This is a genomic window from Pseudomonas sp. MDT2-39-1 (assembly GCF_054898085.1).
Map to the genome: position 1 here is coordinate 1385080 of NZ_CM142716.1, position 13061 is coordinate 1398140.

General features: G+C 58.6%; 16 protein-coding genes. 1 reads left to right on the top strand and 15 read right to left on the bottom strand.

The window, feature by feature from the left end:
- Positions 1 to 103 precede the first annotated feature (103 nt).
- From ACYZTM_RS06835 to ACYZTM_RS06900, 14 genes are all read right to left on the bottom strand, one after another.
- Entirely contained in the window at positions 104 to 742 is a 639-nt protein-coding gene (locus tag ACYZTM_RS06835) for a TetR/AcrR family transcriptional regulator (protein ID WP_008152317.1), read from the bottom strand.
- Positions 743 to 1085: 343 nt separating this feature from the next.
- On the bottom strand, positions 1086 to 1871 hold the full coding sequence (locus tag ACYZTM_RS06840; RefSeq protein WP_461987790.1) for a TatD family hydrolase: 786 nt from the start codon (positions 1869 to 1871) through the stop codon (positions 1086 to 1088).
- A 14-nt stretch (positions 1872 to 1885) separates the two neighbouring features.
- The gene (locus ACYZTM_RS06845) at positions 1886 to 2242 is read right to left on the bottom strand and encodes a PilZ domain-containing protein (protein ID WP_461987792.1); all 357 of its coding nucleotides are present in this window, start codon (positions 2240 to 2242) and stop codon (positions 1886 to 1888) included.
- A gap of 42 nt (positions 2243 to 2284) precedes the next feature.
- Positions 2285 to 3271, bottom strand: a complete 987-nt coding sequence (locus tag ACYZTM_RS06850; RefSeq protein ID WP_131062721.1) for a DNA polymerase III subunit delta' — start codon at positions 3269 to 3271, stop codon at positions 2285 to 2287.
- Positions 3264 to 3896 carry a dTMP kinase gene (tmk, locus tag ACYZTM_RS06855; protein ID WP_461987794.1) on the bottom strand — a complete coding sequence of 211 codons (633 nt, stop codon included), beginning with the start codon at positions 3894 to 3896 and terminating at the stop codon, positions 3264 to 3266. Before tmk ends, ACYZTM_RS06850 begins: the two co-directional genes overlap by 8 nt.
- Before the next feature lie 19 nt (positions 3897 to 3915).
- Entirely contained in the window at positions 3916 to 5151 is a 1236-nt protein-coding gene (mltG, locus tag ACYZTM_RS06860) for an endolytic transglycosylase MltG (protein ID WP_461987796.1), read from the bottom strand.
- Between the two features lie 3 nt (positions 5152 to 5154).
- The gene (gene pabC, locus ACYZTM_RS06865) at positions 5155 to 5970 is read right to left on the bottom strand and encodes an aminodeoxychorismate lyase (RefSeq protein WP_461987799.1); all 816 of its coding nucleotides are present in this window, start codon (positions 5968 to 5970) and stop codon (positions 5155 to 5157) included.
- On the bottom strand, positions 5970 to 7214 hold the full coding sequence (fabF, locus tag ACYZTM_RS06870) for a beta-ketoacyl-ACP synthase II (protein ID WP_131062725.1): 1245 nt from the start codon (positions 7212 to 7214) through the stop codon (positions 5970 to 5972). Before fabF ends, pabC begins: the two co-directional genes overlap by 1 nt.
- A 107-nt stretch (positions 7215 to 7321) precedes the next feature.
- The gene (acpP, locus tag ACYZTM_RS06875) at positions 7322 to 7558 is read right to left on the bottom strand and encodes an acyl carrier protein (RefSeq protein ID WP_259495633.1); all 237 of its coding nucleotides are present in this window, start codon (positions 7556 to 7558) and stop codon (positions 7322 to 7324) included.
- A 191-nt stretch (positions 7559 to 7749) separates the two neighbouring features.
- Positions 7750 to 8493: a 3-oxoacyl-ACP reductase FabG gene (gene fabG, locus ACYZTM_RS06880; RefSeq protein WP_282375706.1), complete on the bottom strand. Its 744-nt coding sequence runs from the start codon at positions 8491 to 8493 to the stop codon at positions 7750 to 7752.
- A 16-nt stretch (positions 8494 to 8509) separates the two neighbouring features.
- A complete protein-coding gene (fabD, locus tag ACYZTM_RS06885) occupies positions 8510 to 9448 on the bottom strand; it encodes an ACP S-malonyltransferase (protein WP_461987802.1) in 939 nt (312 codons plus the stop codon).
- A gap of 126 nt (positions 9449 to 9574) precedes the next feature.
- Positions 9575 to 10585, bottom strand: coding sequence for a phosphate acyltransferase PlsX (gene plsX / locus ACYZTM_RS06890; RefSeq protein ID WP_461987804.1), 1011 nt, complete (start codon positions 10583 to 10585; stop codon positions 9575 to 9577).
- Between the two features lie 4 nt (positions 10586 to 10589).
- Complete coding sequence (gene rpmF / locus ACYZTM_RS06895; protein ID WP_008152339.1) at positions 10590 to 10772, bottom strand: 50S ribosomal protein L32; 183 nt, start codon at positions 10770 to 10772, stop codon at positions 10590 to 10592.
- A gap of 13 nt (positions 10773 to 10785) precedes the next feature.
- Positions 10786 to 11313 carry a YceD family protein gene (locus tag ACYZTM_RS06900; RefSeq protein WP_004371317.1) on the bottom strand — a complete coding sequence of 176 codons (528 nt, stop codon included), beginning with the start codon at positions 11311 to 11313 and terminating at the stop codon, positions 10786 to 10788.
- 105 nt (positions 11314 to 11418) lie between these two features.
- Between ACYZTM_RS06900 and ACYZTM_RS06905 the strand changes: the two genes are divergently transcribed.
- Positions 11419 to 11997 (top strand): Maf family protein, encoded by a 579-nt coding sequence (locus ACYZTM_RS06905; protein ID WP_461987806.1) that lies wholly within the window; start codon positions 11419 to 11421, stop codon positions 11995 to 11997.
- A gap of 62 nt (positions 11998 to 12059) precedes the next feature.
- On the opposite strand, the gene ACYZTM_RS06910 is transcribed toward ACYZTM_RS06905, so the two are convergent.
- Positions 12060 to 13049 (bottom strand): S49 family peptidase, encoded by a 990-nt coding sequence (locus ACYZTM_RS06910; RefSeq protein ID WP_461987808.1) that lies wholly within the window; start codon positions 13047 to 13049, stop codon positions 12060 to 12062.
- Between the last annotated feature and the right edge of the window lie 12 nt (positions 13050 to 13061).

The window sequence follows — 13061 nt, forward strand, 5'->3', positions numbered from 1 at the left end:
ACTTGACTCACAAATCAAGTTTTAGCAAGTCCTATGCCTGAGTATATTCCTGAGGTACTGCGCCATATAGCGAAATCATGGCGCGATAAGGCAACTGAATGGTTCAGCTGCTCGGGGTGTCGGTATCGCGTTTGCGCTTGTTGCCCATGCGCACGCCGATATCCATCAGGAACTGGAAGAAACCTTCCTGATCTTCCAGCACATTGCTCCAGAACGGCGAGTGATACAGCGCCACAGCACCGTGCACCAGCGCCCAGGACGCGCAGTAATGGAAGTAAGGCGGCACGTCTTCGAGCTTGCCTTCGCTGATCCGGCCCTTGATCAGCAAGGTCAGGCGTTCGAAGTTCGAGGCGCGGATCTTGTGCAGCTCCTCGACCATCTCCGGCACCTGGTTGCCCTTGACCACCTTCTCTTCCAGGCGATCGAACAAGCGATAGCGTTGCGGGTCGCGCATGCGGAATTCGAAGTAGGCCCGGGACAGGGCTTCCTTGTCCTTGTCGACATCAGCCGAATGCAACAGCTCGTTCAGATCACGCTCGTAGTCGAGCATCAGACGCAGATAGATCTCCGCCTTGGATTTGAAATGCTTATAGATCGTGCCTTTGCCGATACCGACGGCATCAGCAATCATCTCGACGGTGACACTGTCTTCACCTTGGTCGAGGAACAGCTTGAGCGCGGTATCGAGAATTTCTTGCTCGCGGCGACGAAACTCACGGACCTTACGAGGTTCTTTATGCATAAGAAAAGGTCTGTTGGGGTCAAAATTCGAAGCCGCGTATTATGCCTAACTTGCGCCAAAATGCACGGATCATCCGACCATATCTGTGTTTCTTGATCATTTCACACAGGTTCGCCAGCTGATGAGAACACTTCCGAAGCGGCTGTATTCCAAAATTGTTTAAAAAACCTGGGTCGGCAAACTGGACTCGGCGCAATACTGATCAATACTTGAACTGTCGGCGGGGCATCTCCCCCAAGTGTCGCGTCGATATAGGTACCAACGGACCGCGTGCCTTTGTTTTACTCCTAATGGTCTTAACCCGGATTCACCCCCCAGAACCCGGGTTTTTTTTGCCTGCGATTTAGCCTTTCACATGCGCCAGCGGAAACAGCCGCTTGAAGTTTTCAGTGGTCTGCTCGGCAAATCGCTCGTAGGACTCACCACGCAACATTGCCAAAAATTCCGCAACCTCGCGTACGTACTGCGGCAGGTTCGGTTTGCCGCGAAAAGGGATCGGCGCCAGGTACGGCGAGTCGGTTTCCACCAACAATCGATCAGCCGGCACTTTACTGGCGACGTCACGCAGCGCATCAGCATTGCGAAAAGTGACAATACCGGACAGGGAAATGTAATAACCCATGTCCAGCGCGGCCTTGGCCATGTCCCAGTCTTCAGTGAAGCAATGCAACACACCCGCCTGAGGCAACGCGGCCTCGCGCAGCAAACTCAACGTATCCTCCCGGGCACCACGGGTATGGATGATCACCGGTTTACCGGTTTGCTGCGCGGCCTGCAGGTGCAAGCGAAACGATTCCTGCTGCAACTCCGCGGCTTCTGGCTCGTAGTGATAGTCCAGACCGGTTTCACCAATCGCCACCACTCGCGGATGATTGAGCTCACGCAACAGCCAATCCAGCGCCGGCGCGGCACCCGGCTGTACATCCAGTGGATGCACACCCACCGAACAGTCGACGTCGTCATAACGTTCGGCCAGGGCTTTGACGTCCGCGGTATTTTCGACGCTGACGCCGATACACAGAAAGTGCCCTACCCCGCGCTGGCGGGCCGCATCGAGCGCGGCATCCAGGGAGCCGTCGTGGGCGGCGAGGTCAAGACGATCGAGGTGGCAATGGGAATCTACGAGCATAAAAAGGCTGCAACTTACATCGTATGAGTGGGACGGTCGGACTTCATGGCTCCGGCCAGATGGGTTTCGATTCGACTGCGCGCGGTGTTATCGCCGTCGTTGAATTGTACGCCGACCCCGGCTGCACGGTTGCCCTGCGCGCCTTTAGGAGTAATCCAGGCAACTTTGCCGGCGACTGGAATCTTCTCGGCCTCATCCATCAGGTTCAACAGCATGAATACCTCATCGCCCAACTTGTAGCTCTTGTCGGTCGGGATAAACAGGCCACCGTTCTTGATGAATGGCATGTAGGCCGCATAAAGCACGGACTTGTCCTTGATGGTCAGGGACAAAATGCCGTTGCGCGGCCCCGGATTAACGGCTTCATTCATGCTGACCTCCATTGCTGATGATCAGAGTCTAGGCACAGACGATCACTTCTGGGTAGGCAAGGATGCCCATTGCACCAGCAGCGCCTCGAGCAACAATGCCGGATTGAGGTTGGCTTTGCTCATGACCTTCTGGCGCTGGGCGAGAATCCAGTCCTGAATACTCAAGACTTTATCCTGAGCGGTTTTCTGCGCCAGGTATTGAATGACCTTGCGCATGTCCGTCAATCCCAGTCCTGCTTCATCCTGGGTCAACTGATAGCGCAGGATCAGACTCGACCAGTCACAGAACCAGTCGAACAACAGCAACTGCGGGACGGTTTTCCATTCTTCGGCCAACTGCGTCGGCGATTGTTGCTGTTTGAGCAACTTCTTCACGCCTTCGACCACCAGTGCCCGTTGCTCACGCACGCCCTGTGTCTGCAACTTGACCGCGGCCAGCGGGGAGCCGGCGGCCAGGGTCAGCAGTTCGATACGCTCTTCTTCCGAGCTGTCCGGCAGGGCCTTGGCCAGCCAGGCAAGACTCATCGCTTTGCTCGGCAGCGGACAGGCCTGCTGCACGCAGCGGCTCTTGATGGTCGGCAGCAGACGGCTGGTCTGGTGGCTGACCAACAGCAAAACAGTATCGCCGGAAGGTTCTTCAAGGCTTTTGAGCAAGGCGTTGGCGGCGTTGATGTTCATCGCCTCGGCCGGCTCGATCAGCACCACTTTGCGGCCGCCCATCTGCGCGGTCTGGACCACGAAGCTGACCAGATCACGCACCTGATCGACCTTGATCGCCTTGTCGGCTTCTTCCGGTTCCAGGATGTAATTGTCGGGGTGGCTGCCGGCCTTGAGCAGCAGGCAGGATTTGCATTCGCCGCAGGCATCCTGGGCGGAGGGACGCTGGCACAGTAAACTGGCCATCAAGCGCTCGGCCAGCGCGCGCTTGCCGATCCCGGCCGGGCCATGCAGCAGATAGGCGTGAGCATGTTGCTTGCGACCGGCCAACTGCTGCCAGAGGCTGTCCTGCCACGGGTAGGCTTCAGCCACGAGTCAACTCCAGCAAACGCGGCAGCAACGCATCCAGTGACTGCTGAACCTGCGCCAGCGGCTGGGCGGCGTCGACCAGGACATAACGCGCAGGATCCGCTTCAGCACGCTTGAGGAAAGCACTGCGCACGGCATCGAAAAAGGTCCGGCCTTCGAGTTCGAACCGGTCCAGGCGACCGCGAGCACTGGCGCGAGCCAGACCCACTTCCACCGGCAGATCAAAGATCAGCGTCAGGTCCGGGCGCAAATCACCCTGGACAAACGCTTCAATGGCCGCGATGCGCTCCAGCGACAAACCGCGACCGCCGCCCTGATAGGCGTAGGTCGAATCGGTAAAACGATCACACAAGACCACCGCACCGCGGGCCAGCGCCGGGCGAATCACCTCGGCCAGATGCTGGGCACGCGCGGCAAACACCAGCAACAACTCGGTGTCGGGGTTCATGACTTCATCAACCGGCGCCAACAACACTTCGCGAATCCGCTCGGCCAACGGCGTACCACCCGGCTCGCGGGTCAGCACAACCTCGATACCGGCGGCACGCAGGCGCTCGGCCAAGTATTCGCGGTTGGTGCTTTTGCCGGCGCCTTCCGGGCCTTCCAGGGTAATAAACAAGCCAGTCACAGGCAGTCCTTAATCAGGGTCATTGCGGGTTTTGCGGCGCGGTTGCGTCCGGCTCGGGCACAGGTTCGGGCTCAGGCTCAGGCTCAGGCTCCGGAGCGGGTGCAGCAACGGGCTCTTGGGGCGCTACGGGTGGCACAGTCTCGGGATCGGAGTTGGGCGAAGCGGCCGGAATCGGCGCTTCGGCCTCCGGCGTTTCGCCATTCTGGATTTCCGGCGACGAGGCCGGTGCCGGGCTGGAACGGTAGTCGGCACGACGCTTGAGCTGGAACTCACGCACCGCATTATTGTGGGCATCCAGATCATCGGAGAACACGTGGCTACCATCACCGCGAGCGACGAAGTAGAGGCTGTTGCCCGCCACCGGGTTCAACGCGGCATGGATCGCTTCACGGCCGACCATGGCAATCGGTGTCGGCGGCAGGCCCGAAATCATGTAGGTGTTGTACGGCGTGGCTTCCTTTAGATGGGCACGGGTCAATTTGCCGCTGTAGCGATCACCCAGGCCATAGATCACTGTCGGATCGGTCTGCAACAGCATGCCAATCGCCATGCGCCGCACAAACACGCCAGCGATCTGCCCGCGCTCTTGTGGCACACCGGTTTCCTTTTCCACCAGCGAGGCCATGATCAGCGCCTGATAGGGCTCGGTGTACGGCACGTCAGCCGAGCGCTGGCCCCACTCCTTGGCGAGGACTTCGTCGAGGCGGTCGTAGGCTTTCTTCAGCAGCTCGACGTCAGTCATGCCACGCACGAAGCGGTAGGTGTCGGGGAAGAATCGTCCTTCGGGAAAGATCCCGGTGTGTCCGAGTTTGTCCATCACCTCGCTATCGCTCAAACCGTTCAGGGTCTGCTCGAGTTTTTCATCCTTGGCCAGCGCCGCACGGACCTGATGGAAATTCCAGCCTTCGACCAGGGTCAGGCTGTACTGAACAATATCGCCACGCTTCCACAGGTCGATCAGCCCCTCGACGGTCATGCCGGGTTGCATGCGGTATTCGCCCTTGTGCAAGGGCTGTCCGGCCAGATTGAAACGCCAATAGACGCGCAACCAGAAAGCGTCCTTGATGACGCCATCGGCTTCGAGTCGATAGAAAGTGCGGGTAGGCGTCGTGCCTTTGGGCACTTCCAGCAGTTCTTCCTGGGTGATGTTGAGCGGCTGTTCCAGCGCCGAATGAATTTTCCAGGCGGAGGCGCCCAGACACAGCCCTGCAAGAACCAATCCGGTTTCCAGCAGCAGCAAGAATTTACGTCTCACGTATCAAGCATCCAGTAGCGCGCGGGCAATGGTTTGGAGTTTACGGGTGAGCGGCCCAACCGACCAGCTCAGCGCAGCATAGGCGCGCACCGGCCAAACGCCATACACGCTGTTGCAGACAAAGACTTCATCGGCCCATTGCAGCTGATCCAGGCTGATGTCGGTGATTTGTGTGGGGATCCCCGATGACTCGGCTTGAAACAATAACTCGGCACGCATTACGCCGGCCACGCCACAGCGCTTCAAATCAGCCGTGATCAACACGCCATCGCGGATCAGGAACAGGTTGCTGAACACACCTTCGATCACGCGCCCCGCCAGATCAAGCATCAAGCCTTCGGCATGCTCCGTATCTTGCCATTCAGCGCGAGCAATCACTTGCTCCAGACGGTTAAGGTGTTTGAGGCCGGCAAGCAGTGGTTGCCTGGACAGGCGTGTCGCACAAGGGAACAGGCGAACGCCCTGCTCGCCATGAACGGCAGGATAAGCCGCGGGAGGATTGCCTTGCAGAATACGTCGGGCCTGAGCCGAGGGATCGGGGGCGTAACCACGCAGACTGTCGCCGCGGGTGATGATGAGTTTGAGCACACCCTCCTTCAGTGTGCTGGCATAGGCCAGCAGCTCACTGCGGATCAACTCATGATCGGCAGCAATCGCCAGGCGCAAACAGCCATCGACCAGACGCGCCAGATGTCGGTCCAGCAGCAACGGTTGCCCGCCTCGCACGGCAATGGTCTCGAACAGACCATCACCGTAAGCCAGGCCGCGATCTTTCAGCGACAAAGTGTCAGCCGGCTGACCGTCGACCCAACTGTCCATCAGTCAGCGAACCGGCGGAACACCAGCGAGCCGTTGGTACCACCAAATCCGAAGGAGTTGGACAGCACCACATCGATATCCATATTGCGCGCGGTGTGCGGAACGAAATCAAGATCGCAGCCTTCATCCGGCTCATCGAGGTTGATGGTCGGTGGAGCCACCTGGCTGTTGATTGCCAGCACACTGAAGATCGCCTCGACCGCACCTGCTGCACCCAACAGGTGACCGGTCATGGACTTGGTCGAACTGACGGCCAGTTTGTAGGCGTGATCGCCGAACACCGACTTGATCGCACAGGCTTCGGCGAGGTCGCCGGCCGACGTCGAGGTGCCGTGGGCGTTGATGTACTGAACCTGATCGCTATTGATCTTCGCATCACGCAGGGCGTTGGTGATGCAACGCGCAGCACCTGCACCGTCTGCCGGAGGCGACGTCATGTGGAACGCATCGCCACTGGTGCCGAAACCGATCAGCTCGGCGTAGATGGTCGCGCCGCGCGCCTTGGCGTGTTCCAGTTCTTCGAGAACCAGCGCGCCGGCACCATCGGACAACACGAAGCCATCACGACCCTTGTCCCATGGACGGCTGGCGCGGGTCGGCTCGTCGTTGCGGGTCGACAGTGCACGGGAGGCACCGAAGCCGCCCATGCCCAGACCGCACGCCGCCATCTCGGCGCCGCCGGCAATCATCACGTCGGCTTCGTCGTACATGATGTTTCGGGCTGCCATGCCGATGCAGTGCGTACCGGTGGTACACGCGGTGGCGATGGCGTAGTTAGGTCCCTGTGCACCCAAGTGGATGGACAGAAAACCGGAAATCATATTGATGATCGAGCCAGGCACGAAAAACGGAGAAATCCGTCGTGGGCCGGAATCATGCAGGGTGCGGCTGGTTTCTTCGATATTGGTCAGACCGCCAATACCCGAACCCATGGCCACGCCGATGCGCTCACGGTTGGCGTCGGTGACTTCCAGACCGGCGTTACGAACTGCCTGAAAACCTGCGGCCAGACCGTATTGAATGAACAGGTCGAGCTTGCGAGCTTCCTTGACCGACAGGTATTCCTCGACATTGAAGCCCTTTACCGAGCCGCCAAAACGGGTGGAATAGGCAGAAAGGTCGGTGTGTTCGATCAGACCAATGCCACTGCGGCCAGCCAGAATGCCCTGCCAACTGCTCGGCACATCCGTGCCCAGTGGCGACAACATACCCATACCGGTGACTACGACGCGTCTACGCGACACAGCACTCTCCTTTTTCAAATGACGACTTTGCATCAGGCCTAAAGAAAAAACCGCACGCCATGAGGCAGTGCGGTTTTTCCATGACAGCAAGCAACGATTACAAGCTATTAAGCCTGGTGGTTTGTAACGTAATCGATTGCAGCTTGTACAGTAGTGATCTTCTCAGCTTCTTCGTCAGGGATTTCGGTCTCGAATTCCTCTTCCAGAGCCATCACCAGCTCAACGGTGTCAAGGGAGTCGGCACCCAGGTCTTCAACGAAGGAAGCAGAGTTGACCACTTCTTCTTCTTTAACGCCCAGTTGCTCAGCAACGATTTTCTTGACGCGCTCTTCGATGGTGCTCATACCTTGTTTTCACTCCTAATGGACAAATTCAGGCAGCTGGCCAGTGGGTAAGTGTATAGAAAGACTTTTCAGTTTTTCAACTGAAAGCTTCACTCCTCAAACCCGGTGGCCCTCTGCCTATAAATAGATTGCAGCTTTATAACGGATTTTAGACAGCTCGTATGACATTTTTTTGAAGCAACCCGTCACATTTAACTCATGTACATCCCGCCATTCACCGGGATTGTAGCCCCAGTAACGTAAGCCGCACCGTCGGATGCAAGAAAAGCGACCACAGACGCGATCTCTTGTGCTTGCCCCAGACGGCCCAGCGGAATCTGCGTCTGCAAGGCTTCACGCTGTGCCTCGGGCAGTTCGCGGGTCATATCGGTGTCGATGAACCCAGGAGCCACCGAGTTTACCGTAATCGAACGCGATCCGACTTCACGCGCCAGTGCACGGCTGAAACCTTCCAGACCGGCCTTGGCGGCTGCGTAGTTTACTTGGCCTGCGTTGCCCATGGCACCCACAACCGAGCCAATACTGATAATTCGTCCCCAACGGGCTTTGGTCATGCCGCGCAAAACGCCCTTGGACAGGCGGAACAGACTGTTCAAATTGGTATCGACGACGTCATGCCATTCGTCATCTTTCATGCGCATCATCAGATTATCGCGGGTGATACCGGCATTATTGACCAGGATCGCCGGCGCCCCGAACTGCGAAGTGATGCTCGCCAGTACTGCAGCAACGGACTCGTCGCTGGTGACGTTGAGTTCCAGGCCAGTGCCTTGAATACCGTTTTCTTTCAGGGTAGCGGCAATGCGCTCGGCACCCGAGGCAGACGTCGCGGTGCCGATAACGATGGCGCCCTGACGACCCAATTCCAGGGCGATAGCCTGGCCGATACCGCGGCTCGCACCGGTGACCAGTGCAACTTTACCTTGCAGACTCATGCAAGCTTCTCCTGATTCAGGCCAAGGCTGCGCGGGCGGCAGCAAAGGCGTCTGGGGTATTGAGGTTGGATGTCGACACGCCTTCGGCGCAGCGCTTGTTCAGGCCGGCCAGCACTTTGCCAGGACCGCATTCGACCAACTGGGTCGCGCCCTTGGCGGCCAGCGCCTGGACCGATTCGACCCAGCGCACAGGCTTGTAGAGCTGCTCAAGCAGATCGCGCTTGAGGGTTTCCAGATCGGCCGGCACGGTAGCGCTGACGTTCTGTACAACCGGGATCTGCGGCGCTTGCCAGTTGATCGCAGCGATCGACTCGGCGAAACGCTCGGCTGCCGGACGCATCAATTCGCAGTGAGAAGGCACACTGACCGGCAGTGGCATGGCGCGCTTGGCACCCCGCGCCTTGCAGCCTTCGATGGCGCGTTCGACCGCAGCCTTGGCACCGGCGATAACCACCTGGCCCGGGGAGTTGAAGTTGACCGCACTGACCACTTCGCCTTGCGCCGCTTCGGCACAGGCTGCCAACACGTCAGCGTCGTCCAGACCGAGGATCGCGGCCATGCCGCCCTGCCCGGCCGGAACGGCCTCTTGCATCAACTGACCACGGCGCTCAACCAGCTTGACCGCGTCGCCCAGGCTGATGCTGCCAGCCGCGACCAGCGCGCTGTACTCGCCCAGGCTGTGACCGGCAACATAAGCCGGACGCGCGCCGCCTTCAGCCAGCCACAGACGCCACAAGGCGATCGAGGCGGTCAGAATGGCCGGCTGGGTTTTATCGGTTTGATTGAGTTGCTCTTCCGGCCCTTGCTGGGTCAGTGCCCACAGGTCGTAACCCAGAGCAAAGGAAGCTTCTTTGAATGTTTCGAGGACAACCGGATGTTGCGCGCCCAACTCGGCCAGCATGCCGAGGGACTGCGAACCCTGTCCTGGAAAGACGAATGCGAGGGAAGCAGACATGTAACAAGCCCCTAATGATCTTGTCGTCGGAGAATTTGACGTCCCGCTTGGGGGACGCAAGAAACTGACAGTTGGATGGCCAATTGAACTGAGCGGTCACATTTAAGCATTGTCCGACGAAAACGCCTAAAGCAACAATTCCTCCAGACGACCGTGAATGCGTTCCGGCAGGTTTTCCTGGATCTCGATCAGCGCCCGGGAAATCGCACTCTGGAAACCCTGGACCCCGGCCGAACCGTGGCTTTTCACCACAATCCCCTGCAAACCCAGGAAACTTGCGCCGTTATGCCGCGCAGGTGCCAGATCGGCTTGCAAGCGCCTCATCAGCGGCAGCGCCAACGCGCCGACCATTTTCGAGGCAAGGTTTTTCTTGAACAAGGCTTCGATTCGCCCGGCAATCATGGTCGCCAGGCCTTCGCTGGACTTGAGCAGGATATTGCCGACAAAGCCGTCACACACCACCACGTCCGCCTCGCCACGGTACAAACCGTCACCTTCGACGAAGCCGATGTAATTGATACCACGGGCACTTTGCAACAAGGTTGCAGCGAGCTTGACCTGCTGATTGCCCTTGATGTCTTCGGTGCCGATGTTCAGCAAGGCCACACGCGGGCGAACGATACCCAAGGCTTCCGCCGCCACCGACCCCATGATTGCGAACTGCAACAGGTGTTCGGCGCTGCAATCGACATTGGCGCCCAGATCGAGTAACTGGCAATAACCCTTCTGCGTTGGAATCGCCGCAACCATCGCCGGTCGATCGATGCCCGGCAACGTCTTGAGCACAAACCGCGACAACGCCATCAGCGCACCGGTATTGCCGGCACTGACACAGGCCTGCACCTTGCCATCGCGCAGCAACTCCAGCGCCACACGCATCGACGAATCAGGCTTGCCGCGCAACGCCTGGGCAGGCTTTTCGTCCATGGTGATGACTTCGGATGCCGGAGCAATCGACAGACGCGAGCGATCCACAGCCGATTGGCCAGAGAGCAATTCTTCAAGTAGGGAGGGTTGACCGACGAGGGTCAGGTGCAACGAGGGTGTAGCAGACAGGCAAGCAAGGCTGGCCTGAACAATGCTGCGGGGACCGAAGTCCCCGCCCATTGCGTCAATCGCGATGACTTGAGCAGACAAGTGATTACTCGTCAGCGCCCTTGTCGATCACTTTACGGCCACGGTATACGCCTTCTGGCGATACATGGTGACGCAGGTGAATTTCACCGGTGGTTTTTTCTACAGACAGAGTGCTTGCCGTCAGGGCGTCGTGCGAACGACGCATGTCACGGGCAGAGCGGGATTTTTTGTTCTGCTGAACAGCCATAATTGATTAACTCCTAAACGTTTGGGTCACGCTTTAACTGCGCCAATACACTGAACGGGTTGGACCGCGTTACCTCGTCCTCGCTCGGTTCGGGCTCATCGAGACCCGCCGGCTGCTGGCATTCTTCCGGATGATGAGCAGGCACAATGGGCAAGGCGAGCAGAAGCTCCTCCTCGATCAGTGACTGCAGATCCAAAGGATCTTCGCCCAGTTCCAGCACGTCATAACCTTTCGGCAACGACTGGGTATTCGCACCCTCCTTCACCACAGCATAACTGCATTCGCTATGGATCGGCAGGGTGACCAGCTCAAGACAACGCTGGCAAACCATTTTGACTTCGGTGTCGATAAAGCTGTGGATTACCACAGACTTACGTTCATCTCGTTCAAAAACGAATTTAGCCTGCACCGTACCGACAGTGTCGGAAAGCGGGTCGCAGAGTCTCTCCAAATCGGCCAGCAGCAGTTCACCTTGAAGGGTGGTGCCACGGTCAGCCAATTTGCGCGGGTCAACGTGAGGTGGAATCGGGTCATTCAACATAGGCGCAGCATTATAGGGATGCACCCAGCCATGTCAAAGGAAATTCAGCCCTGTCCGTCACTTGGAAGCCTCGGTAGAATTCGCGCCTGTCTTCAGGAGATGCGCATGCTGCCTTTATTACTCGCTTCAAGCTCGGTTTATCGCCGGGAATTGCTGGCCCGCTTGCAGCTGCCGTTCACCTGCAGCTCACCGGATATCGATGAAAGCCATCGCCCGGGCGAGTCTGCCATTGAGCTGGTAAAACGCCTCGCCACAGAAAAAGCCCGGGCACTTGCCCGCAGCCATCCCACACATCTGATCATCGGCTCCGATCAGGTCGCAGTCCTCGGCGAACGGATTATCGGCAAACCCCACACCTTCGAGAAGGCCCGTGAACAACTGCTGGCTTCGAGCGGTGCCAGCGTGACCTTCCTGACGGGCCTGGCACTGCTCAACAGCGAGACCGGCGACTGCCAGGTCGACTGCGTGCCCTTCACCGTGCACATGCGCACGCTGGACCCGGCACGCATCGAGCGCTACCTGCGCGCTGAACAACCCTACGACTGCGCTGGCAGCTTCAAGGCTGAAGGTTTAGGGGTCAGCCTGTTTCAAAGCACCGAAGGCCCTGACGCCACCAGCCTGATCGGCCTGCCGCTGATTCGCCTGATCGACATGCTGCTGGCCGAAGGCGTGCAAATCCCCTGAACACCACAACCGTGCAAATGTAAAAACCGGCCACTTGGGCCGGTTTTTTGTGCTGCCAGAGATCAGCGCAACGACGGACCGTTAAAGCCCATCCACATCGCCAGTTGCTCAGCCACGCTGGCACCGAGCCTCTTCGAGAAGCGATCGAACGGCGATTCCTGAACGGTGAAATCCACCAACTCTTTCTCGCCAATCACATCACGTGCCACCGAGCTGGCATTCCCCAGACCATCGATCAAACCCAGCGGCAATGCCTGCTCCCCGTTCCAGACCAGCCCGGAGAACAGCTCCGGATGCTCTTTGTCCTTGAGACGGTCGCCACGGCCCTTCTTCACGCTGTTGATGAACTGCTGGTGCGTGGTATCCAGCACGCCCTGCCAGAACCGAGTTTCCTCAGGCTTTTGCGGCTGGAACGGGTCGAGGAATGACTTGTGCTCGCCCGACGTGTAGGTCCGACGCTCGACACCAAGCTTCTCCATGGTGCCGACAAAGCCGTAACCGGCCGCCGTCACACCAATGGAACCGACCAGGCTCGCCTTGTCGGCGTAAATCTGATCAGCCGCGCTGGCGATGTAGTAAGCACCGGATGCCCCCAGATCGGAGATCACTGCGTACACCTTGGTGTCCGGGTGCAAGCCGCGCAAACGCACGATCTCGTCATACACGTAACCCGACTGCACCGGACTGCCGCCCGGGCTGTTGATGCGCAGGATCACACCCTTGACCTTATCATCCTCGAAGGCTGCACGCAGACTGCCGACGATGTTGTCAGCGCTGGCCGGCTCCTTATCAGCAATCACGCCGGTCACGTCGATCAACGCCGTGTAGTGGGAACCACGGGCCGCGCCTTTTTCCATGTCCATCAGCGGCGTGAACAGAATCAACGCGCCAATCAGATACACAAAGGTCAGCAGCTTGAAGAAAATCCCCCAGCGACGAGACCGGCGCTGCTCCTGGACACTGGCCAGCAAGGTCTTTTCCAGCAGCTTCCAGCTTTTTTCGTCACCGCTCTCTGCACTCGCCTTGGCGGGCGCTTTCCATTCGTCGGTCATGACATCTACCCC

Bases quoted from the DNA above. Each gene is read 5' to 3' on its own strand.
- ACYZTM_RS06835 (WP_008152317.1), bottom strand. From the start codon at position 742: ATGCATAAAGAACCTCGTAAGGTCCGTGAGTTTCGTCGCCGCGAGCAA.
- ACYZTM_RS06840 (WP_461987790.1), bottom strand. From the start codon at position 1,871: ATGCTCGTAGATTCCCATTGCCACCTCGATCGTCTTGACCTCGCCGCC.
- ACYZTM_RS06845 (WP_461987792.1), bottom strand. From the start codon at position 2,242: ATGAATGAAGCCGTTAATCCGGGGCCGCGCAACGGCATTTTGTCCCTG.
- pabC (WP_461987799.1), bottom strand. From the start codon at position 5,970: ATGGACAGTTGGGTCGACGGTCAGCCGGCTGACACTTTGTCGCTGAAA.
- acpP (WP_259495633.1), bottom strand. From the start codon at position 7,558: ATGAGCACCATCGAAGAGCGCGTCAAGAAAATCGTTGCTGAGCAACTG.
- fabG (WP_282375706.1), bottom strand. From the start codon at position 8,493: ATGAGTCTGCAAGGTAAAGTTGCACTGGTCACCGGTGCGAGCCGCGGT.
- fabD (WP_461987802.1), bottom strand. From the start codon at position 9,448: ATGTCTGCTTCCCTCGCATTCGTCTTTCCAGGACAGGGTTCGCAGTCC.
- rpmF (WP_008152339.1), bottom strand. From the start codon at position 10,772: ATGGCTGTTCAGCAGAACAAAAAATCCCGCTCTGCCCGTGACATGCGT.
- ACYZTM_RS06900 (WP_004371317.1), bottom strand. From the start codon at position 11,313: ATGTTGAATGACCCGATTCCACCTCACGTTGACCCGCGCAAATTGGCT.
- ACYZTM_RS06905 (WP_461987806.1), top strand. From the start codon at position 11,419: ATGCTGCCTTTATTACTCGCTTCAAGCTCGGTTTATCGCCGGGAATTG.
- ACYZTM_RS06910 (WP_461987808.1), bottom strand. From the start codon at position 13,049: ATGACCGACGAATGGAAAGCGCCCGCCAAGGCGAGTGCAGAGAGCGGT.